This window comes from Streptomyces eurythermus, from assembly GCF_014649115.1.
Lineage (GTDB): Bacteria > Actinomycetota > Actinomycetes > Streptomycetales > Streptomycetaceae > Streptomyces > Streptomyces eurythermus.
This window is the reverse complement of the sequence record NZ_BMSK01000009.1, coordinates 196,169-214,006: the sequence shown is the minus strand read 5'-3', so window position 1 is coordinate 214,006 and position 17,838 is coordinate 196,169. Positions and strand designations below refer to the sequence as shown.

The following is a 17,838-nucleotide window of genomic DNA, read 5'->3' as shown; positions in this document are numbered from 1 at the left end:
TGCCATGCACACCGTGGCCGTACTGGCGCTGGACGGCGTCATCCCGTTCGATCTGTCCGCCCCCGTCGACACCTTCGGCTGGGCCCGGCTGCCCGACGGCCGGGAGCCGTACCGGGTGCGGGTGTGCGGGGTGGGGGAGGAGGTCGCGGCGGGCACCTTCACGGTCCGGGCGCCGTACGGCCTGGAGGCGCTCGCGGAGGCCGACACGATCATCCTGCCGGGCGTCGCGGACCCGCCGGAGACGCTGCCGCCCGGGGTGGCCGAGGCACTGCGCGCGGCGGCGGCGAACGGCACCCGGATCGCGTCGGTCTGCGTGGGCGCGTTCCTCCTCGCGGCGACCGGCCTGCTGGACGGGAAGCGCGCGACGACCCACTGGATCGCGGCCGGTGACCTGGCGGCGCGCTACCCGGAGGTGACCGTCGACCCGAACGTGCTCTACGTCGACAACGGCCAGTTCCTGACGTCGGCGGGCGCGGCGGCGGCGCTCGACATGTGCCTGCACATGATCCGCAAGGACTTCGGCTCGGCGGTCGCGGCGTACGCGGCCCGGATGTCCGTGATGCCGCTGGAACGGGAGGGCGGGCAGGCCCAGTTCATCGTCCGGGACCTGCCCCCGGCACCGGCCGGCGCGACCCTGGAGCCGCTGCTGCGCTGGCTGGAGGACCACTGCGACCGCGATCTGACGCTGGACGAGATGGCGTCGAAGGCGGGCATGAGCACCCGCACCCTCAACCGCCGCTTCCGCGACCAGACCGGTACGACACCGCTGCAGTGGCTGCACCGGGCCCGGGTGCGGCGGGCCCAGTACCTGCTGGAGACGACGGACCACCCCGTGGAACGGATCGCGGCCCAGACGGGTTTCGGTTCCCCCACGGCCTTCCGGGAACGCTTCCGGAGGGTGGTGGGGACGAGCCCGCAGGGGTACCGGAGGGCGTTCCGGGCGGAGGAGAGGGCGTCGTAGGGACAGCCGCCCGCCCCGTGGCCCCCGGTACGTGATGTCCGGTGGCCGTCAGGCCCTGTGCGCGCTGTCGCTCTGCGGCCCGTCAGGCCTTGCGGTCGGCGACGGCCCAGGCGGCGGCGGCGACGGCGCCGGCGACACCGAGGACGGCCGGCCAGGCGCCGACCTTCTTGGCCAGCGGGTGGGAGCCGGCGAAGGCGGCGACGTAGGCGGCGGTGAGCGCACCGGCGGCCTTCCCGCCGGCCCGCGAGCGCCACTGCTGCGCGGCGGCGGCCCCGGCGACGGCCAGCACGGCCCCGCCCAGCTGCCGCTTCTTGGTCCAACGGGCGACGCCGTAGCCGCCGACGAGCCCGGTGGCGGCGACGACCGCGCTGGGAACCCTGGCCATGAGTGCCTCCTGGTAACCCTCGTTGACCGTGATGTCTGTCCCGAGGTTAACGCGCAGGTCGGAGGGCGGAACGAACCTGAGTCGAGGCTTGTCAAGTTTCCAGCGGAGAGTTATATAAGAAGCCGAAGGGCATCGCACGCAGCGCCTGAAGAGAGGAGTGACCTGTGATGCTCATGCGCACGGATCCGTTCCGTGAACTCGACCGGCTCGCGCAGCAGGTGCTCGGCGCGAACGCCGTGAGCCCGGCCGTGATGCCGATGGACGCCTACCGGTCCGGAGACGAGTTCCTTGTCCACTTCGACCTGCCCGGCATCGACCCCGAGACGATCGAACTGGACGTCGAGCGCAACGTCCTGAACGTCCGCGCCGAACGGCGCGGCCCCGCTCCCGAGGACGCGGAGATGCTGGTCGCCGAGCGGCCGACGGGCACCTTCACCCGCCAGCTGTTCCTGGGCGACACGCTCGACACGGACCGCATCGACGCCCCGTACGACGCCGGCGTCCTGACCTTGCGTATCCCGGTGGCCGAACAGGCCAAGCCCCGCCGCATCCAGATCACCGGCGGCGGACCGGGCCGCAGGCAGATCAGCGGCTGAACCCGGCCGCCACCGCCACCGCCGGCGGCCGGCGGCCATGGCCGGTACGGGCGCGCCCCGTGGCCGGAGCGGGACCCGGGACGCGCCCGGGCGCACCCTGCACCCCATCACCCCGCGAGGGGGCCCGTAACCGCCACGCCAACAGGGCGATAAATCAGCACAACACGTCACAAGGAACCACACACCACCAGAGACACCACACGCCGCTCTTTGGCCGAACTACCGCTCATGCCCGCCGCGTTACGGGGTACCCGGTTGCCGGTGCCCCGCAGTGTTCCGGAGGAGGAGCCAGCACGATGACCGTGACCACCCCGCAGCCGAGAATCACCGTCCCCGCCCAGACCCCTCCGCCCCGTCCCCGCCCCCGGGACGCGGCCGAGGACACCGGCTGGCTGGAGCTGACCGAGGCGGTGCGCGAAGCGGGCCAGTACACGACGAGGGCGGAGGCGGAACGCATCACTCGCATCGTCCTGTCGGCCCTGGGCGGCCACGTCACCGGCGACGAACGCGTGGCCCTGGCGCAGGCGCTCCCGCCCGAGGCCGGCCGGGTCATCGCCTCCCAGATCCCCGCGACCCACCCCCTGACGGCCCGCGAGTTCGTCGACTCGGTCGCCACCCGCATCGAGGGCGCGACCCCGGCGACGGCCCGCTGGGACGTCAGCTCGGTCCTGAGCGTCCTCGCCGCCCGAATCGGCGAAACCTTGACGACGCGGGTGCTGTCCCAGCTGCCTCCGGGGTATGCCCTGCTGTTCGGGCGGGCGGAGTTGGCGGCGATGGCGTAGGCGGTACGGGGGTCCTGGGCGCCGCAGAGCAATGGGTGGCGCCCAGCGGAAGGTCTGGAGGTGTCAGCCCTCGCTCCAGAAGGCCAGGGCCTTGCTGGTCAGGCTGCGGGCGGAATCTCCATAACTGGCCGCACGGCTCACGGCGTCGAATGCTTTGTCGTGCAAGGTGACTTCGCCCGGGTCGGTCACGTCGACGCCGGACGAGACGAGTTCGTAGTGGGCTCGCCGGCCGTCGTACATGTCGTACATGTTGAAGCCGGGCATCGGGACGACGTCCACCTCGGCGGTGGCCGGGAGGATGCCGAGACGGAGAGAGGGCAGGGCCATGTCGCGGAGCAGGCGCTTAATCTGCCCGCGCCATGACTCCCGGACCCCGACGTTCGTGTACAAGGCTGACGCTCCATGCTCGTGCCGCGCGGGGCTGGCCGGAGCCACGCGAGCTGCTCCACGCTGAAGCCTTCAGTGCTCCAACGGCCATGGCTGAGCCAAAGACTCCACGAATGAAAGCCAGGCGTCGGCGTGAACGGTGATGCCTGGGCCGTCGGCGCACTTCGAGTCCCGGACGCGGATGCCGGTGCCGGTGCGCGCACACTCAACGCACTCGGTCGTGTTGCCACCGCTGTACGACGACTTGAACCACCTGGGCTCGGACTCGGGCTGAGCGCCGACGTACATTCACAGCTCCTTGAGGGCACCGTGGATCATGGCGGACGAGGCTTCCATGTCCAACGCTTGTGCCTGAAGGTACTCGAACGCAAGTCTGTAGCGGTCCAGTTCCTCGTCCTTCTCCAGGAAGAGAGAGCCGGCGTGGAAGTCGACGTACACCACGTCAAGGGCCGGCTCGGGTCCGCCGATGATGACGAAGCTTCCCAGCGCCGCGGCGTGGGCTCCCTTGGCGAACGGAAGTATCTGGAGCGTGATGTGGGACGACTCGTTCGCTTCGAGCAGCCGACCGAGCTGCTCCTTCATGACGCGGGGCGAACCGACGACGCGGCGGATGACTGACTCATCGAGGATCGCCCACAGCCGCGGCGGCTTCGGACGGGTAAGGATCTCCTGCCGCTTCATGCGGATGTCGACCAGACGCTCGATCTCCTCCTGGCCAAGAGGTACTTCGTTGGCCTTCTGAACTGCGGTGCTGTAGGCCCTCGTCTGGAGGAGACCGGGCACGTAGACGCAGGAGAAGTGGCTCTCGCGGACTGCCTCGTCCTCAAGGGTGAGCAACAGGTTCATGCTCTCGGGGATGGAGTCCGCGAAGGAGTTCCACCAGCCCTGCTGCTTGGCGTCCTTCGCCAGGCCGATTACGGCCTTCGCCTCGGCCTCGGTCGCTCCGTACTCACGGCACAGCGCTTCAACGACGATCCACCTGACCGGTCCCGCCTGGGTTTCGTACCGGCTGACCGTCGCCTTTGAGACGCCGACGAGCCGCCCGGCCTCCTCAAGCGTCAGCCCTTTGCGAGCACGCAGCTTGCGCAAGGTCGCGCCAAGCTGGCGTCTGCGTGTGGTGGTTCGCTCGGACATTCGGCTCCTTCACCGTGGGCCGGGTGCGCGGCCCGGAGATCCCTCAGGCTAGGGAGCGCCGAACCGGCCTCACCACCGGATTCACTCGATCGAGGCCCGTGAGAAGTTGCACGATGAGAGTTCTCCTATGCCATGCTCAAGCCCAGACCGCTACGCACTGCAGCCGTTCGGATACGGCAGGCGCGGGCATGTGCGTGGCCTGGGAGGGAGGGTGGTCATGCCCATCTCCGGAACGACCGATGGCCGGCTGCGCTGCGTCTTGCCCTTCAAAGCGGCGGCAGTTGAGGTAGGCATGCTGCGGCACACGGCCGCCAGGCAGCTGGCGAGGTGGGGGATGCCGGCAGTAGCCGACGAGGCCGAAGTGATCGTCACCGAGCTGGCGACAAATGTCGTCAAGCACGTAGGTGACGGCGCGGCGGCCACGTTGGTGCTGGAATGGAAGAGCGACCGGCTACGGATGGAGGTCCACGACAGGAGCCCCGCCCTTCCATCCGCCAAGAAGGCGGAATGCGACGACGAGTGCGGCCGGGGCCTGCACCTCGTGGCTGGCCTGGCCGCTGACTGGGGCGTGATTCTGACCGCCGTCGGCAAGGCGGTCTGGTGTGAGATCCCGCTCGGCTTGGGCATGGACTGCCGTCGGATTGAGCGGGCTGCCCAGGTACTGGAGAGGTATCAAAGCACCGAGGACGCTCCAAGACGGCAAGGGCGTAGCCGCGAAGCCAGCCTTGATGAGTCCGCAGTCGAGTTGATCGCCGACCTGCTCCACTGGACCGCTGCCCGCGGGCATGACCCGGATGACTTTCTTGACCGTGCCCAGATGCACTACGAGCGCGAGGCGGACGCCGCCTGACGGACGGGGGCAGTGCCGGCGCGTTACCCGAGCGCCGCTCGCAGTACAGCGCCGGCGTCATCTGGCGCACCTGCCTCATGCAACTCCAGGGCTACCGCCATCACATCCTGCTTCTCCTGGTCCCGTCCGTATACGTGGATCAGGTCGTTGGCCAGCCGGTCACGCTGCCGATGCCTCAGTTCCACGAAGACCAGCGCGGTCTCGGCCGGGGTCAGCAACTCGGTTGTGCCCTGTCGGAGCAGGGTGAATGCGAGGTCTTCCCGGCCGGATCCGTCCAGTTCTTCGGCCTGCGCAACCAGCTGCCGTGCCGCCGACACGTCTCTCGCGCTCAGCTGCCGGTCCCCCGGCTGACGGGGGACCGGCAGCTGACCCCCGGTGCCCTGTGCCGCCGCCAGACGTTCTCGCAGGCCGGCTTCAACGGCTAGCTTTTCAGTCAGCTCGGCCTTCAAATCGGCCACGGCTACCTTCAGCTCGGCCCGTTCCAGCCGCAGTCTTGTCTGCTCCCTGCTCGCGGACCGCAACCGGGCGGCGAGCTTTTTCCGCTGCCTCCGACGCGCTTCCTGCTGCCGCTCGTGCGCCGCGCACTGTGGGCAGGGTGCGTTCAGCTGCTGGATGAGCGAATCGATTCGTCCGCTCATCTCCTGGCAGTGCTCGCACCCTTGCTGTTCCGCCAGGGCGCTGGTGCGGAGACTTAGCAGCGCTTCGAGGGTGATACCGACGTCCTGACCGCTGGCGGCGGCGTCGGCGCCAGCTTCCTTGTGCAGGCGTTCCAGGAAATCCTGCGAGGGAATCCGGGTGTCGTTCAGATACCGCGACAGCTCATCAGCGGCGCAGCCTAGTCGGTTTGCTGCCTCTGCCTGCTTGAGGGGCCTTCTTCCCGTTTCCGCCGGTTCATCCAAATGCAGTAGGCGACACAAGGCCCGCAGCGCCAGGCCGAGCTGACGCTTCCTGGGGCGTACGCCGTCCTTGAACGGCTTGCGAGGATCCAGCCAGCCGCCCCTGACCGGACTGTGTCCAGCTGATGACATGCGAATACCCCTCCCTGGAACGCCTGGGCGCGGCCAGTGACTGCACCTCAAGCCTGGTCTCAGACTGGGCAATTGTGCCCCCAGCTAAGGCCTTCTGCACCAGCCTTTCCTGCCACTTTTTTGCGGGCTGGACTTGCTCGCAGCGAGCAAGTCCAGCCCGCAAAAAATGCTTACCCGGCGCAAGTTGGAAAGAGGCTGGACTTCCGTGCTGTTGTGGTGTGAGCTGAATGAGCCGCTGAGGAGCGGGGGGAGCGCGGAGACCGTGTGGCGTGCACTGTCAGTCGCAGTCACAGCACTCTTCGGAATAAAAGGCGTGCCGTTGGCATGGAGTTCACGGAGGCTTTAATGGGAGAAATTCCGTCCTACCAGGACAAGAAGTTCGGCAGCATGGTCCGGGCAGCGCTGTGGCTGGTCTCCGTCGTGGGGGAGGGCAACATCTTCACCAAGGCCCAGCTGCGCGAGGCGTTTCCGGACGTCGCGCAGATCGACCGCAGGCTGCGCGACCTGCGTGACCACGGCTGGCGCATCGACACGAGCCGCGACGACCCCTCCCTGCTTCAGCAGGAACAGCGGTTTGTGACCCGGGGCGCCGATGTCTGGATTCCTGGCGCGTCCAAGGCGCCGAAGCACAAGTCCAGCCTGACCGCCGCCCAGCGCGCCAAGGTTCTGCAGGACGACAACCACCTGTGCCGGTCGTGCGGTATCGGTGCCGGCGAAGCCTATGAGGACGGCGGAATCGAGCTCGCCAAGCTCAACGTCTCCCGGCGTAAGGTGCTCCGGTCTGACGGAACCGCCGACTACCAGCTCGTGACCGAGTGCAAGAAGTGCGGGACCGGCGGCGGGGCGGACCGTGAGGTTGACCTCGGGGCGCTGCTGGACCTCGTGGAGAATCTCTCGTCGGTGGAGCGGCGCCTCTTCGCGAAGTGGATCGACGCCGACCAGCGTTCGTTCAGCCCGATTGAGAAGATCTGGGGCATCTACCGGACGCTGCCCCAGGAGTCGCGCGCCGCCGTCGCGCAGGCCATCGGTGACCTGGCCGACTGATCCAGGACCGGCAACGCAAGCTGACAGGACCGGCAACAGAAGGGACGGGGAAGGACATGGTGCGGGAGTTCCCGCCGCCGCCGCGCGCGGAGACGGTCAGTGAGCTGATCAGGAAGAGGCTGGAGGAGGTGAGGGCCGCTGGAGGTACCCGGGAAACCGTTACGGTTGACTGGAACGGGCAGCAGATCCATGTCGACGTCATCGACCTCCCGTTGAACGACCTCTACCTCAACCCGGGTACGCACCGGATCCGCGCCCAGCGCACCCACAAGCCGGACCAGGACCGGAATCTCGACAAGGACCCCTTCGGAGAGGCCGGCCAGGACTACCTGCGCAGCCTGCTCCAGGCCAAGCCTTCCGACCCGGACCTGCGGGATCCCGACTTCGACAAGCTGAAGGAGGACCTGGACAAGTTCGGCCAGAACGAGCCGGGGCTGGTCACCCACCACGGTGTCCTGGTGAACGGCAACACGCGTGCCGTCGCCCTGCGGGAGCTGGGCAAGCAGTCGATGAGGGTGGGTGTACTCCCGTCGTCCTTCACGCAGGCCGACATCGACGCAGTGGAGCTGGCGCTCCAGCTCCGTCAGGACCAGCGGCGTGACTACTCGTACATCAACCGGCTGATCGCCATGGAAGAGCAGGCGGCGATGGGCCGGACGCCCGAGCAGATCGCCAAGGAATTCCGGATCCGGACCGCGACGTACCACCAGGAGCGGTGGATCCTCAGCACGATCAAGGAGCTGAACGACCGCAGCGCGAGCGGCGGAGGAGTCGCGCTGCGGCTGGTCGACTGGGAGGGCGCACAGGAACGCCTCAAGGAACTCCAGCGCCTCTACGCCAAGTTGGAGAACCTGGACCGGGACCAGGCCGAAATCGTGAAGGAGCGGCGCCTGGCCGCGATCCTGCTGAACTTCTCGAAGACGGACCTGCGTCACATCGACGAGGCGTTCCTGAAGGAGGGATATCTGGAGGAGGTACTGCCGGCTGAGCTGGCTGACAGCGGGTCCACTGCCCAGCCCGCGTCGGTGTCCATCCCCGGGCTGGACCTGGAAGTGCCGGCGGCCACGTCGGCCGTATCGGCGGCCCGCGCGTTGAACGACCGTATCCTCCGGGCGGCAGCTACCGTCCGCGATACGACCGCAGGGCTGCCGGACAGCGAAAAGGCCTCGGCGCAGGCCCTTCTCGACCAGGCCAAGGAAGCCTTTGACCGGGCGATCGAGAACGCTGGCCGTGACGCCCGGCTCCGCAAGCGCAAGCAGCTCGCGCCGGCCCGGCTCGCGGACGCCTGCGTCAACATCGATCAGTGCGTCATCGAGCTGGTTCAGGCCCGTACCTCGAACAGCCTGGACGAGGAGGCCTTCGACGAGGCCGTACTCAAGCTCCGGGGCAGCCTGCGCAAGCTCGCCCAGCAGGCCGGGCGCGGGATCCCGAACCCCGGTGACGGTGTCTCCTGGCTCCTGGCAGCCGCCACCGCGGAGGGCACCCAGTGACGGAAACGTCCCTGCACCTCGGGTTCGACGACTCGCGCACCCGTGTGGTCCTGCGGACCACTGAGCAGTACCGGCAGGACCTCGTCCAGCTGGCCGGCCGGTTCCGTACCGGTGGCCAGCTGGGCCCCCTCTCCGCGTCGGTGGCTCTGGACGAACTGCTGGTGAACCTGGCGCTTCTCAGCAACTGGCCTCACCCGGCCGGTGTCGACTGGGCCCCGGAGCTCCGGAACCTCGTGTCCGGAGTGGTCCAGGACTCCAGGCTGGTCGAAGAGCGGCTGGCCGGCTCCTCGGCACCTGCGGAGGTTGCCGCCGACGACGTACTGAGCATGCTCGGAGACACCTGGAAGGAAGACCTCAACACCTTCCAGCGCCGGGATGTCGCCAAGCTGCTCTCGCTCGGACACGGTGCGAACTTCAGCGTGCCCGGTGCCGGCAAGACGCGTGTGGCACTCGCGGTCTACGCCGCTCAGCGGGCACGGGGCGCCGCTAGCAGGCTGTTGGTCGTCTGCCCCAAGTCGGCGTACGAGTCCTGGCGTTATGAGACCGCCGTCTGCTTCAACTACCCGCTGCGCACCCACGTCCTCGACGGCTCGCTGGATGAGTGGGCCGAGGTGCTCATCGTCAACTATGAGCGGCTGGACCGCTCGCTCCCGCTCCTGGCGAACTGGCTCAAGGCCGCCCCCTCGATGATCATCCTCGACGAGGCCCACCGGATGAAGCTCGGTGCACGCGGCACCTACGGCGCCGCGTGCATGGCGCTAGGACCGCTCGCCGAACGCCGTCTCATCCTGACTGGAACGCCCGCTCCGAACGGCGCCAAGGACCTGGAGAACCTCATGGGCTTCGTCTGGCCGGGCCACGGTCAGCGGGCGGTCACCAGGGCGGTAGCGGGGGGAGACCTCGCCTACGCGAGTACGGTCCTGCGGCCGCTGTTCACCCGGACGACTAAGCAGGAACTCGGTCTCCCGCCGATGACCCTGCGGATGCGTTACGTCGAGATGCCGGCCCTGCACGCCGAGATCTACAGCTCTCTGGTGGGCGGCATGTCCAACGGAACCGCACGCGACGACCTCAGCGCGCTCGGCAAGACAGCGCTGCGCCTGCTGATGGCGGCGACCAGCCCGGCCCTGCTGCTGGAAGGCGCCACCAGGCACGAGCCGCTCGCCTACCAGCTGCCTCCGCTGGAGATCCCGGCCGGCAGTTCCCTGTATTCGCTGATGCAGAACCTGCCGGACTACGAGCTGTCCCCCAAGTACAAGGAAGCCTTGGCGATCATCGCCGAGAATGCCGCACAGGGCCGCAAGACCCTGGTGTGGACGACCTTCGTGCGCAGCCTGACCACTTTGGCCCAGATGCTCGAGAAGTACAGCCCGGCTGTGGTGCACGGGGGCACACCCGACCGGGAGGAGCAGCTGCGCCGTTTCCGTGAGGATCCCAGCTGCATGGTGCTGATCTCCAACCCGGCGACCCTGGGAGAGGGAATCAGCCTTCATCACGTGTGCCACGACGCTGTGTACGTGGACCGGGACTTCATGGCCGGCCGCTACCTGCAGAGCCTGGACCGGATCCACCGCCTGGGGCTCGCACCCGACACGGAAACACGGGTCACCGTGATCGCGGCGCGTGGCACGATCGACGAAGTCGTTGAGGTGCGGCTGGACCAGAAGCTTGAATTCATGGGGAAGATCCTCGATGACCCTACGGTTCAGCAGCTTGCCGATCTGGAGGAAGAGCCGTCCGTAGCGGCTGGACTGGCGCCCGGTGACATCGAGGCGCTGCTCCGGCACATCGGCGGTGCGTGAGGCGGGGCCGGTGCCGGGCCGCGTCGTGCCGGTGGGTTCACCGGCACGACGCAAGCCGCGTGGCCTGAATGGCCCGGGCCCCTTCGGGGCAGGAAGCCCGGCATGGCCGATCTGATGACGGAGTGGGCGACGCGGGTAGCGGAATCCGAGCTCAGCGCCGTGCTTCCACGGAGGTGGGCGCACACGCGAGGAGTGGCCCAGCGCGCGACCGAAGCCCGGCGGCTTCTCGGTAAGAACGGTGATCTTCTCGTCGCTGCCGCCACCCTGCACGACGTCGGATACGCACCTCGGCTGGCCATAACCGGGTTCCACCCGCTGGACGGGGCAAGGTTCCTCCGTGACGAGCACGGGGCCGATGAGCGGCTGGTGCGCCTGGTCGCGAACCACTCTTTTGCCCGGCTGGAGGCCGAGGAGCGTGGGCTGCGGGACGAGTTGGCGTCGGAGTTTCCGTTGCTGGAGGAGCCGTTGCTGGTGGACGCTCTCGTGTACTGCGACATGACGACGACGCCCGACGGCGGCCGGACCAGTGCGCGGGAGCGGATCGCGGAGATCATCAGCCGGTATGGCGCGGACAGTGTGGTCGGCCGGTTCATCCGCCGTGCGGCGCCGGAGATCCTCGTTTCCGTGCGGAGGATCGAGGCAGCGCTGGCGGCTCAGCCCAGGTAGGGGTACGTGCCGGCCAGGTAGTCCCCGATCTGCTGGCGCATGCTCGGGTGGATGTCGTACTGGTCGAGGTCGGCGGGCTGGACGAAGCGCACCCCGTCGGCCTCGTCGTTGATCGTGGGAGTTCCGCCGATGGGGCGGCCGATGTAGGTGTTCTCGTACTGCTGGCGGATCTCTCCGTCGCTGTAGGCGACGATGTGGTGCGGGTTGGTGTAGACGCCGAGGAAGCCGGTGATCTCGGCGATGATGCCGGTCTCTTCCAGGCACTCGCGTACCGCGCACTCCGCCGCGGTCTCGCCGATGTCCTGGGCGCCGCCGGGAAGCGCCCACTGGCCGGTGTCGCGGCGGCGCTGGAGGAGGATGGCGCCGGTGTCGTCGACGACGAGCAGGTTGCTCGCCGGGATGAGGGTGTTTGCCTTCGGGGCGGCCGGGTCGTTGTAGTACTCAGTCCTGCCCATGGGCGGCGGTCCTCTCATGGTCGGGCGTCCACGGCCGTGCGGCGGCCCAGACGCAGTCGAAGCTCTGAGCGTAACTGTCGAACCACCCAGTGCCTTCGGTCCTCTTGAGGTGGAGCAGGGGGTTGGCGCTGGCCGGCTGCCCCCAGATGTGGGGATTGACCAGCAGGTTGTCGTCGTAGCGGAACATGGACGTGTAGAGCGTGGTGTCGTGGAGGCGTACGGCGCACCCGGCCTCGCCCAGCAGGGGCCGGTAATACGTCAGTGATGCGCGGATCTTGGCGGCCAGGGTGTCGCCGATGCCCTCTTCTCGGCCCCGGATCGCGACGGCCTGACCGTCCGGGTCGCCGAAGCACAGGCGTACCCGCACACCCTCCGCGGCGCGCTCGGAGAGCATCTTGGCTACGTGCGGATTGGACTGCGCGAAGAACGTACCGGAGAAGACGAGGACGCTGATCTCGTGCTGGGCCTCTCGCAGCAGTGAGAGCCAGATCTCCCTCGGCACGCTGGCCCGGTTCTGGTAGGTGCCGACCACCCCGGTGCCTGACCCGTCACGCGCCTGGCCGGACCGCCGAGGCGGCGCCGGCCAGAGGAAAGTCTCCTCCACGCGCAGGTGACGTGCGACGCGGAAGCGATGCCGTGCGTGAGGAACACGCCCTCCCAGCCAGCGGCTCACCGTCTTCGGGTCCACCTCGCAGACTTCCGCGAGCGATTCGGGCGAGACACCGCGCTGCGCGAGCACAGAGTGCAGTCGGTCGTTCACAGCAGCCAATCGAAGCGGGGCGCTGCGTGATCACGCAAGGACGTTATGGGACGTTGTCAAGACAGCGGAGCACCGCCACCTGCCTACCCTGGCGCCATGGAGCTCATCGTCCTGTGGGACATCGACCACACCCTCATCGAGAACGCGGGGGTCAGCAAGGAGATATACACTGCTGCCTTCTCCTTGCTCGCGGGACGCGAACCGTCGGAGCCGGCGCGTACCGAGGGGCGCACGGACCGGCTCATCATGCGCGACATGTTCCTTCGCGCCGGGCTGCCCGTGCCCGGCTGGCCCGTGATCGAGAACGCTCTCACACGGGCAGGGCAGGAACGCCTGGATGATCTGCGCATGCGCGGGAGGGTTCTGCCAGGGGTTCACGAGGTGCTGAAGAGCGCTTCGGCGCGAAGCGACTGGGTTTCCTCTGTCCTGACCGGCAACATCGCCGCCAACGCGCGGGTGAAGCTGTCCGCTTTCGGCCTCGACGCACTGCTGGACCTGCCTGTGGGCGCCTACGGAGCGGACGCTGGACACCGCCCCGGACTTGTCGCGATCGCCCGCGAACGCATGCAGCGGCTCCGTGACGTTCCGGCCGGTGTGCCCGCCGTCCTGGTGGGAGACACTCCCCGCGATGTGGAGGCCGCCCTGGCCACGGGGTCCGGGATCCTCGCGGTCGCCTCCGGTGTCCACAGTCCCGAAGAGCTGGCCGCCGCCGGCGCCCAGGAGGTCCTGCCCGACCTGTCAGACACCAGGCGGGTCATCAGCGTCCTGGAGTCCTTCGCGGGCAGGTAAAACGTCCCAGGACGTCCTCGGACCGTCCCCGAACGCGGTGCCGAGGTCCTCGCATGGTCGGCCACCATCAGGGTTCCCACCAGACAGTCAGCCGAAGGAGCCCATGTGATCGGGGATATCACCGGGATCCGGAGAATCCGGATGCTGTATCTGCAGCTGCTGTACCGCTGCAACTTCACATGCCTGCACTGCTTCCACGGCAAGCGGCTTCAGTACTCCGACGCCTTCACCGCCGGGGAAGCCGTCAGCCTGCTCACCCTGATGCGGGACGAGTACGGCACGGAGGCCGTCACCCTCCTCGGCGGGGAACCGTTCGTCTACCGGGAGCTCCCGCAGGTTGTCCGGCACGCCAAGCGGGAACTGGGGCAGCGCGTCGAGATCTGCACCAACGGATACCGGATCGAGCGCCGCCTGACCGAGATCGCTCCACACCTGGACCTGCTCCGGGTCTCCCTGGAGGGTGTCGGCTCGACCAACGACGGCATCCGCAAGCGCGGCAGCTACCAGAGCGCCCTCAGCTCGCTCAGCCTGGCACGGGACCTCGGTGTTCCGACGGGCGCGACCATGACCGTGACCTCTCAGAACATCGGCGAGGTCCTCCCTCTCGCCAGCATCCTCGGGCAGCTCGGAGTCAGGCAGCTGAAGCTCCACCACCTGCGGCTGGTAGGTAATGCCGCCCATCACCCCGAGCTGCTGATCACGGACACGACCGCCTACGGCCGGCTTCGCGAAGCGCTCGCGCAGACCAGGCTGCCGCTTGAGGTGATCGTTGACGAGGACCTCTCCGAGCACGGTGCTCCGGAGGTCTGCGCTCCGTCCGGCGGGCCTCACGAGATCGACCGCATCGAGGCCGACCCGCGCGGTGCGCTCACCATGTCCTGCAAGGCCGTGGGCAAGGACTCCCACGCGTTCTGGTACGAGAAGACCGCGAACCGCATCGTCCACAGGCCCTCTGTCACCGATGAGATCACGCTCCCGGTGCCGGACGTGGTGTACGCCCGTGTCTGACCAGCCGAGGTTCGAAAGCCTGGAAGGCTTACGAGGCACTGGGAAGTCGACGATCGCGCCGATGCTCGCCGCTGCCCGCCAGGCCGTCCTCGTTCCCACAGTGCCTGCCTTCTACCAGCCGCTCAGGCGCGAGATGGACAAGCGCACGAACGTCGAAGCGCGGATGTGTCTCTACCTCTCCGCACTGTTCACAGCGGCAGAAGAGATCCAGCGCCACCTCAGAGGCGGTGTTCCGGTTGTCGTCGAGAGCTACTTCGCCCGGTGCCTCACCAGCCACCACGCCCTGGGCGCCCGGCTCGGAGTCACCCTGCCGGCCTGGCTGCCCGTGCCCGTCACCTACCAACTCCTCTGTGCTGAGGACGAACGCCGACGGCGACTCGCGGCACGGAACAAGCCGGTATCGCGATGGGACGCGCTGACGGAAACGGTCACCGACCGAGTGACAGATGCCTACGCCTCATTCCCGGCGCATCGCATCGATACCACGGGGCTCACCCCCGAAGAGGTCCTCCGCGTGATCACCGCCACCGATACGCAAGGAGCACACTCCCGTGCGGACACAAAGCCTGTGGGAGCACACCCTCACCTTCTTCCCGCAGTTTCTCGCAGTCCTGCGGGAACGCGTTGCGCCTGAATCCACCGTCGCGGTCGTCGGTGCGAGCGACGGCAAGTTCGTCCTGCCTCTGGCCGCGGCTGGGTACCGCGTAGTGGCCATCGAACGCGACGCGCTCGCCGTGCACGGAGGTGAGGTACGCCTCCCGGGTGACAGCCAAGTGCGCGCTATGGGGTTGACCGACCGGCTCAAGCTGGAGGAACTCCATAACCGTGTGCGGGTGATCGAGGAGGACTTCCTTGCGGGGGAACCTCTGGACGTGCCGTGCGAAGCGGTCTGGACGAGCTGCTCGTGGCACTACAGTGCCAACCACCACCGCCCGCTCGCCGAGTTCGTCGACCGCATGCAGCGCCTGGTCCGCCCGGGCGGTGTGTTCGGTGCGGAGTTCATGATGCCCGTCGAAAAGCGCCATCACGTGGTGGAGCACTACACCTCTCCGGAGCGCCTGCGCCGTCACTTCCCCGGCGACTGGGACGTGCTGCTCACCCTGCGCACGAACGAGTTCACCGAGCGGCCCCACATCGGCCAGCCACACGACCACATCCACCGCATGGGCCTGCTCCTGGCGGCCCGTTCGTCCACCCTCACCGACCGTCTCTGAGAGAAGGACCATGAAGCACGAGTACGAGGCGAAGTTCCTGGCCGTCGATGTCGCTGGCCTGCAGGCCAGGCTGGCTGCCCTCGGTGCCGTCCAGGCGCTCCCCCGCACCCTCCTCACCCGGAAGATCTTCGAGAACGACTCCCTCGACGGCGGGGCGTGGCTCCGTCTGCGTAACGAGGGCACCCGCTCCACGCTCACGCTCAAGCAGGTCACCGACGCCACCACGATCGACGGCACCAAGGAGATCGAGACCGAAGTCGCCGACCTGCACGCGATGGCCGGCATCCTCCGCCGGGTCGGCCTCACCGAGGTCCGTTACCAGGAGAACTACCGCGAGGAGTGGCGCCTGGGAGAGGTCGCCTTCGACTTCGACACCTGGCCCGACCTCCCGACGTTCCTGGAGATCGAAGGCCCCGACGAGGCGTCCGTCCGGCAGGCCGCCGATCTTCTGGGGCTCGACTACTCCGAAGCCCGGTTCGGGAGCGTCGACGAGATCTACAAGAGCGAGGCCGGCCGCGACATCCTTGCCGAACCGACCCTGCTGTTCTCCGACACGGACAAGCACCGCGGCTAGAGCGATCGCAGGGTGTAAACGCTCTATGACCTCAGCCCTGGTCCCCTCGGGGCCAGGGCTGAGAAAGTGGGACACTCGTGGGTGTCGAGTGCTCAGGAGCGAGCAAGTGATCAATGGTCTTCTGGGACACTTGACCTGGTTTGAGTCAATCCTGGAAGGAACACTATGAGCGCCAGCGGTCGTGAGCGTCCGCAGTTCGCCCGGCCACTGACCTCGGTGGAGATCTGCGCGGGCGCGGGGGGACAAGCCGTTGGGCTGCATAATGCGGGGTTCGAGCATCTCGATCTCGTGGAGTGGGACTCGCACGCGGTAGCCACCCTCCGGGCGAACGTGGCCAGCTGGCCGGGGTGGGGCGAGGGGCGGGCTGAGGAGCTTAAGCCCAGGGATGTCAAGGAATTTCTTAAGCAAGAGGTAAATGCTGGCCCCGGAATCCAGAAGGGTGACTTGGATCTCCTGGCCGGTGGTGTCCCATGCCCACCCTTCTCGCTGGCCGGGAAGCGGTTGGGTAAGGATGACGAGCGGGACTTGTTCCCGGACGCGCTTAGGATTATCGATGAGCTGCGGCCGCGAGCGGTGATGATTGAGAATGTCCGGGGTATTCTTGAACCGCCGGAGGTATTCATTGACTATCGTCGCGACATTCTCGGTACGCTGCGTCGCCTGGGCTATGTGGTTCCTGAAATCAAGGAAAGCTGGTCTGCTGTAGAGCAGGACCGTGTCATGCGTAAGGTGTGGCGTCGGATGGATGCGAGTAACTTCGGAGTCCCGCAGTTGCGTCCTCGGGCCATCCTGGTCGTGATCCATGAAAGCGTGACCGGTGCTGAGTTTGTGTGGCCATCCGAACTTAAGGGCAAGCGGGCGACCGTAGTCGAAGAGCTTGCGGCCAGCATGGAAGAGCGCTGCCGGATGTACTGGAACAAGAACAAGCACGGGGAGCGGGCGAAGCCGGGAGAGCGTACCGGGGAGCAGGTGTACCTGGACTGGTTGCGCAAGGCTACAGAGGCGGCGGAGCTGGGCCCGGGAGTCGCTCCCACTCTCGTTGGAGGCTCAAGGAAGCATGGCGGCGCGGACCTTGGGCCGACCAGGGCCAAGCGGGCCTGGGCGCAGCTGGGCGTAGACGGGATGGGTGTGGCCAACGAGCCCGACAAGTGCGATCCGGAGCGTGACCTTTTCCGTCCGTCCGGCCCCATGCTGACGGTGCAGCAGGCCGCGATCATCCAGGGGTTCCCGGAGGACTGGAAGTTCCAAGGGCGGAAGACAGCTCAGTACCGCCAGGTAGGCAACGCCTTCCCGCCTCCCGTGGCGGAGGCGGTCGGGCGTGCTATCGCCGCTGTGCTGCGGCCTGAGCACCGCGATGAGCTGCTCCGCGACTACGAGCTCGACACCACGGGTGCCGGTTCGGAAGCCCCTGTGACGGAACAGATGGTTTTCCCGGTATCAGGTACGCCCGCCGTTGACAGCCCTCCGGCGCCGCACAGCCGCGGCGATCTTGTCCGCGCAGGCTTCTGACGGCTCGTGCTCCCAGAAGCGGAGCACGAGCCACCCGGCATTCTCCAGGCGCTGGTTGGTGTCCCGGTCCCGCTCAACATTGCGGAGTACCTTTTCCGACCAGTAGCCGGAGTTAGTTTTCGGCGGGACGTAATGCTCGGGGCAGCCGTGCCAGTAGCAGCCGTCTATAAACACCGCCACCTTAGCCGGACCGAACACCATATCCGCAGTCCGGCGAAGGTCTGGCAAAGGACGTGCGGCCACGCGATAGCGCAGCCCCCGGGCGTGCACCAGCCGCCGGATCAGTGTCTCTGGCTTGGTGTCCCGGCTACGGATCGCCTGCATGTTGCGACGACGTGCCGCGGATGAGGCCCAGGAGCCTGCTGGTGGTTTCCACGGAAGCTCTTCGGACACGTTGATAAGCC

Annotated in this window: 22 protein-coding genes; 14 read left to right on the top strand and 8 right to left on the bottom strand. The window is 67.6% G+C overall.

The features are described from left to right. Positions 1–4: 4 nt before the first annotated feature. Positions 5–961: a GlxA family transcriptional regulator gene (locus IE251_RS19200; RefSeq protein WP_189754211.1), complete on the top strand. Its 957-nt coding sequence runs from the start codon at positions 5–7 to the stop codon at positions 959–961. Between the two features lie 82 nt (positions 962–1,043). On the opposite strand, the gene IE251_RS19195 is transcribed toward IE251_RS19200, so the two are convergent. Further along, positions 1,044–1,346, bottom strand: a complete 303-nt coding sequence (locus IE251_RS19195; RefSeq protein ID WP_189754210.1) for a hypothetical protein — start codon at positions 1,344–1,346, stop codon at positions 1,044–1,046. 167 nt (positions 1,347–1,513) lie between these two features. On the opposite strand from IE251_RS19195, the gene IE251_RS19190 reads away from it, so the two are divergent. Beyond that, a complete protein-coding gene (locus IE251_RS19190; protein WP_189754209.1) occupies positions 1,514–1,942 on the top strand; it encodes an Hsp20/alpha crystallin family protein in 429 nt (142 codons plus the stop codon). A gap of 296 nt (positions 1,943–2,238) precedes the next feature. Continuing rightward, the gene (locus tag IE251_RS19185) at positions 2,239–2,724 is read left to right on the top strand and encodes a DUF2267 domain-containing protein (RefSeq protein WP_189754208.1); all 486 of its coding nucleotides are present in this window, start codon (positions 2,239–2,241) and stop codon (positions 2,722–2,724) included. A gap of 63 nt (positions 2,725–2,787) precedes the next feature. Here IE251_RS19185 and IE251_RS19180 read toward each other — a convergent pair whose 3' ends face one another. From IE251_RS19180 to IE251_RS19170, 3 genes are all read right to left on the bottom strand, one after another. Next, positions 2,788–3,114: a Scr1 family TA system antitoxin-like transcriptional regulator gene (locus IE251_RS19180; protein ID WP_189754207.1), complete on the bottom strand. Its 327-nt coding sequence runs from the start codon at positions 3,112–3,114 to the stop codon at positions 2,788–2,790. Between the two features lie 69 nt (positions 3,115–3,183). Beyond that, positions 3,184–3,399 carry a DUF397 domain-containing protein gene (locus IE251_RS19175; protein WP_189754206.1) on the bottom strand — a complete coding sequence of 72 codons (216 nt, stop codon included), beginning with the start codon at positions 3,397–3,399 and terminating at the stop codon, positions 3,184–3,186. Then, positions 3,400–4,245 (bottom strand): helix-turn-helix domain-containing protein, encoded by an 846-nt coding sequence (locus IE251_RS19170; RefSeq protein ID WP_189754205.1) that lies wholly within the window; start codon positions 4,243–4,245, stop codon positions 3,400–3,402. A 217-nt stretch (positions 4,246–4,462) separates the two neighbouring features. Between IE251_RS19170 and IE251_RS19165 the strand changes: the two genes are divergently transcribed. Further along, positions 4,463–5,095, top strand: a complete 633-nt coding sequence (locus IE251_RS19165; protein WP_189754204.1) for an ATP-binding protein — start codon at positions 4,463–4,465, stop codon at positions 5,093–5,095. Between the two features lie 23 nt (positions 5,096–5,118). On the opposite strand, the gene IE251_RS19160 is transcribed toward IE251_RS19165, so the two are convergent. Continuing rightward, positions 5,119–6,123 carry a helix-turn-helix domain-containing protein gene (locus IE251_RS19160; protein ID WP_189754203.1) on the bottom strand — a complete coding sequence of 335 codons (1,005 nt, stop codon included), beginning with the start codon at positions 6,121–6,123 and terminating at the stop codon, positions 5,119–5,121. Positions 6,124–6,447: 324 nt separating this feature from the next. Here IE251_RS19160 and IE251_RS19155 point away from each other — a divergent pair, with 324 nt between their 5' ends. The 4 genes from IE251_RS19155 (at position 6,448) to IE251_RS19140 (ending at position 11,125) form a co-directional block, all read left to right on the top strand. Then, positions 6,448–7,167: a KpnI family restriction enzyme N-terminal domain-containing protein gene (locus IE251_RS19155; protein ID WP_229896844.1), complete on the top strand. Its 720-nt coding sequence runs from the start codon at positions 6,448–6,450 to the stop codon at positions 7,165–7,167. A gap of 56 nt (positions 7,168–7,223) precedes the next feature. After that, a complete protein-coding gene (locus IE251_RS19150; RefSeq protein ID WP_189754202.1) occupies positions 7,224–8,657 on the top strand; it encodes a ParB N-terminal domain-containing protein in 1,434 nt (477 codons plus the stop codon). Beyond that, positions 8,654–10,459 (top strand): DEAD/DEAH box helicase, encoded by a 1,806-nt coding sequence (locus tag IE251_RS19145; protein ID WP_189754201.1) that lies wholly within the window; start codon positions 8,654–8,656, stop codon positions 10,457–10,459. The genes IE251_RS19150 and IE251_RS19145 overlap by 4 nt, the downstream gene beginning before the upstream one ends. A 102-nt stretch (positions 10,460–10,561) precedes the next feature. Next, complete coding sequence (locus IE251_RS19140) at positions 10,562–11,125, top strand: HD domain-containing protein (RefSeq protein ID WP_189754200.1); 564 nt, start codon at positions 10,562–10,564, stop codon at positions 11,123–11,125. Here IE251_RS19140 and IE251_RS19135 read toward each other — a convergent pair. Together IE251_RS19135 and IE251_RS19130 are read right to left on the bottom strand one after the other, a co-directional pair. Continuing rightward, entirely contained in the window at positions 11,113–11,580 is a 468-nt protein-coding gene (locus tag IE251_RS19135) for an NUDIX hydrolase (RefSeq protein ID WP_189754199.1), read from the bottom strand. The two genes, IE251_RS19140 and IE251_RS19135, sit on opposite strands and share 13 nt — an antisense overlap. After that, positions 11,567–12,340: a helix-turn-helix domain-containing protein gene (locus IE251_RS19130; protein WP_189754198.1), complete on the bottom strand. Its 774-nt coding sequence runs from the start codon at positions 12,338–12,340 to the stop codon at positions 11,567–11,569. Before IE251_RS19130 ends, IE251_RS19135 begins: the two co-directional genes overlap by 14 nt. Before the next feature lie 96 nt (positions 12,341–12,436). On the opposite strand from IE251_RS19130, the gene IE251_RS19125 reads away from it, so the two are divergent. The 6 genes from IE251_RS19125 to IE251_RS19100 all read left to right on the top strand — a co-directional run bounded on the left by IE251_RS19125 (position 12,437) and on the right by IE251_RS19100 (position 17,434). After that, entirely contained in the window at positions 12,437–13,129 is a 693-nt protein-coding gene (locus IE251_RS19125; protein WP_189754197.1) for an HAD family hydrolase, read from the top strand. A gap of 105 nt (positions 13,130–13,234) precedes the next feature. Continuing rightward, positions 13,235–14,137, top strand: a complete 903-nt coding sequence (locus IE251_RS19120) for a radical SAM protein (protein WP_189754196.1) — start codon at positions 13,235–13,237, stop codon at positions 14,135–14,137. Next, entirely contained in the window at positions 14,130–14,771 is a 642-nt protein-coding gene (locus IE251_RS19115) for a P-loop nucleotide/nucleoside kinase family protein (RefSeq protein WP_229896842.1), read from the top strand. Before IE251_RS19120 ends, IE251_RS19115 begins: the two co-directional genes overlap by 8 nt. Beyond that, the gene (locus tag IE251_RS19110; protein WP_189754195.1) at positions 14,689–15,351 is read left to right on the top strand and encodes a class I SAM-dependent methyltransferase; all 663 of its coding nucleotides are present in this window, start codon (positions 14,689–14,691) and stop codon (positions 15,349–15,351) included. Before IE251_RS19115 ends, IE251_RS19110 begins: the two co-directional genes overlap by 83 nt. 10 nt (positions 15,352–15,361) lie before the next feature. Further along, positions 15,362–15,925: a class IV adenylate cyclase gene (locus IE251_RS19105; protein WP_189754194.1), complete on the top strand. Its 564-nt coding sequence runs from the start codon at positions 15,362–15,364 to the stop codon at positions 15,923–15,925. A gap of 165 nt (positions 15,926–16,090) precedes the next feature. Continuing rightward, positions 16,091–17,434: a DNA cytosine methyltransferase gene (locus IE251_RS19100; RefSeq protein WP_189754193.1), complete on the top strand. Its 1,344-nt coding sequence runs from the start codon at positions 16,091–16,093 to the stop codon at positions 17,432–17,434. On the opposite strand, the gene IE251_RS19095 is transcribed toward IE251_RS19100, so the two are convergent. Next, positions 17,363–17,827, bottom strand: a complete 465-nt coding sequence (locus tag IE251_RS19095) for a very short patch repair endonuclease (RefSeq protein ID WP_189754192.1) — start codon at positions 17,825–17,827, stop codon at positions 17,363–17,365. The two genes, IE251_RS19100 and IE251_RS19095, sit on opposite strands and share 72 nt — an antisense overlap. Between the last annotated feature and the right edge of the window lie 11 nt (positions 17,828–17,838).

Bases quoted from the DNA above. Each gene is read 5' to 3' on its own strand.
- IE251_RS19155 (WP_229896844.1), top strand. From the start codon at position 6,448: ATGGAGTTCACGGAGGCTTTAATGGGAGAAATTCCGTCCTACCAGGAC.
- IE251_RS19185 (WP_189754208.1), top strand. From the start codon at position 2,239: ATGACCGTGACCACCCCGCAGCCGAGAATCACCGTCCCCGCCCAGACC.
- IE251_RS19190 (WP_189754209.1), top strand. From the start codon at position 1,514: ATGCTCATGCGCACGGATCCGTTCCGTGAACTCGACCGGCTCGCGCAG.
- IE251_RS19135 (WP_189754199.1), bottom strand. From the start codon at position 11,580: ATGGGCAGGACTGAGTACTACAACGACCCGGCCGCCCCGAAGGCAAAC.
- IE251_RS19195 (WP_189754210.1), bottom strand. From the start codon at position 1,346: ATGGCCAGGGTTCCCAGCGCGGTCGTCGCCGCCACCGGGCTCGTCGGC.
- IE251_RS19170 (WP_189754205.1), bottom strand. From the start codon at position 4,245: ATGTCCGAGCGAACCACCACACGCAGACGCCAGCTTGGCGCGACCTTG.
- IE251_RS19100 (WP_189754193.1), top strand. From the start codon at position 16,091: ATGAGCGCCAGCGGTCGTGAGCGTCCGCAGTTCGCCCGGCCACTGACC.
- IE251_RS19105 (WP_189754194.1), top strand. From the start codon at position 15,362: ATGAAGCACGAGTACGAGGCGAAGTTCCTGGCCGTCGATGTCGCTGGC.
- IE251_RS19200 (WP_189754211.1), top strand. From the start codon at position 5: ATGCACACCGTGGCCGTACTGGCGCTGGACGGCGTCATCCCGTTCGAT.
- IE251_RS19165 (WP_189754204.1), top strand. From the start codon at position 4,463: ATGCCCATCTCCGGAACGACCGATGGCCGGCTGCGCTGCGTCTTGCCC.
- IE251_RS19160 (WP_189754203.1), bottom strand. From the start codon at position 6,123: ATGTCATCAGCTGGACACAGTCCGGTCAGGGGCGGCTGGCTGGATCCT.
- IE251_RS19140 (WP_189754200.1), top strand. From the start codon at position 10,562: ATGGCCGATCTGATGACGGAGTGGGCGACGCGGGTAGCGGAATCCGAG.
- IE251_RS19175 (WP_189754206.1), bottom strand. From the start codon at position 3,399: ATGTACGTCGGCGCTCAGCCCGAGTCCGAGCCCAGGTGGTTCAAGTCG.
- IE251_RS19125 (WP_189754197.1), top strand. From the start codon at position 12,437: ATGGAGCTCATCGTCCTGTGGGACATCGACCACACCCTCATCGAGAAC.
- IE251_RS19150 (WP_189754202.1), top strand. From the start codon at position 7,224: ATGGTGCGGGAGTTCCCGCCGCCGCCGCGCGCGGAGACGGTCAGTGAG.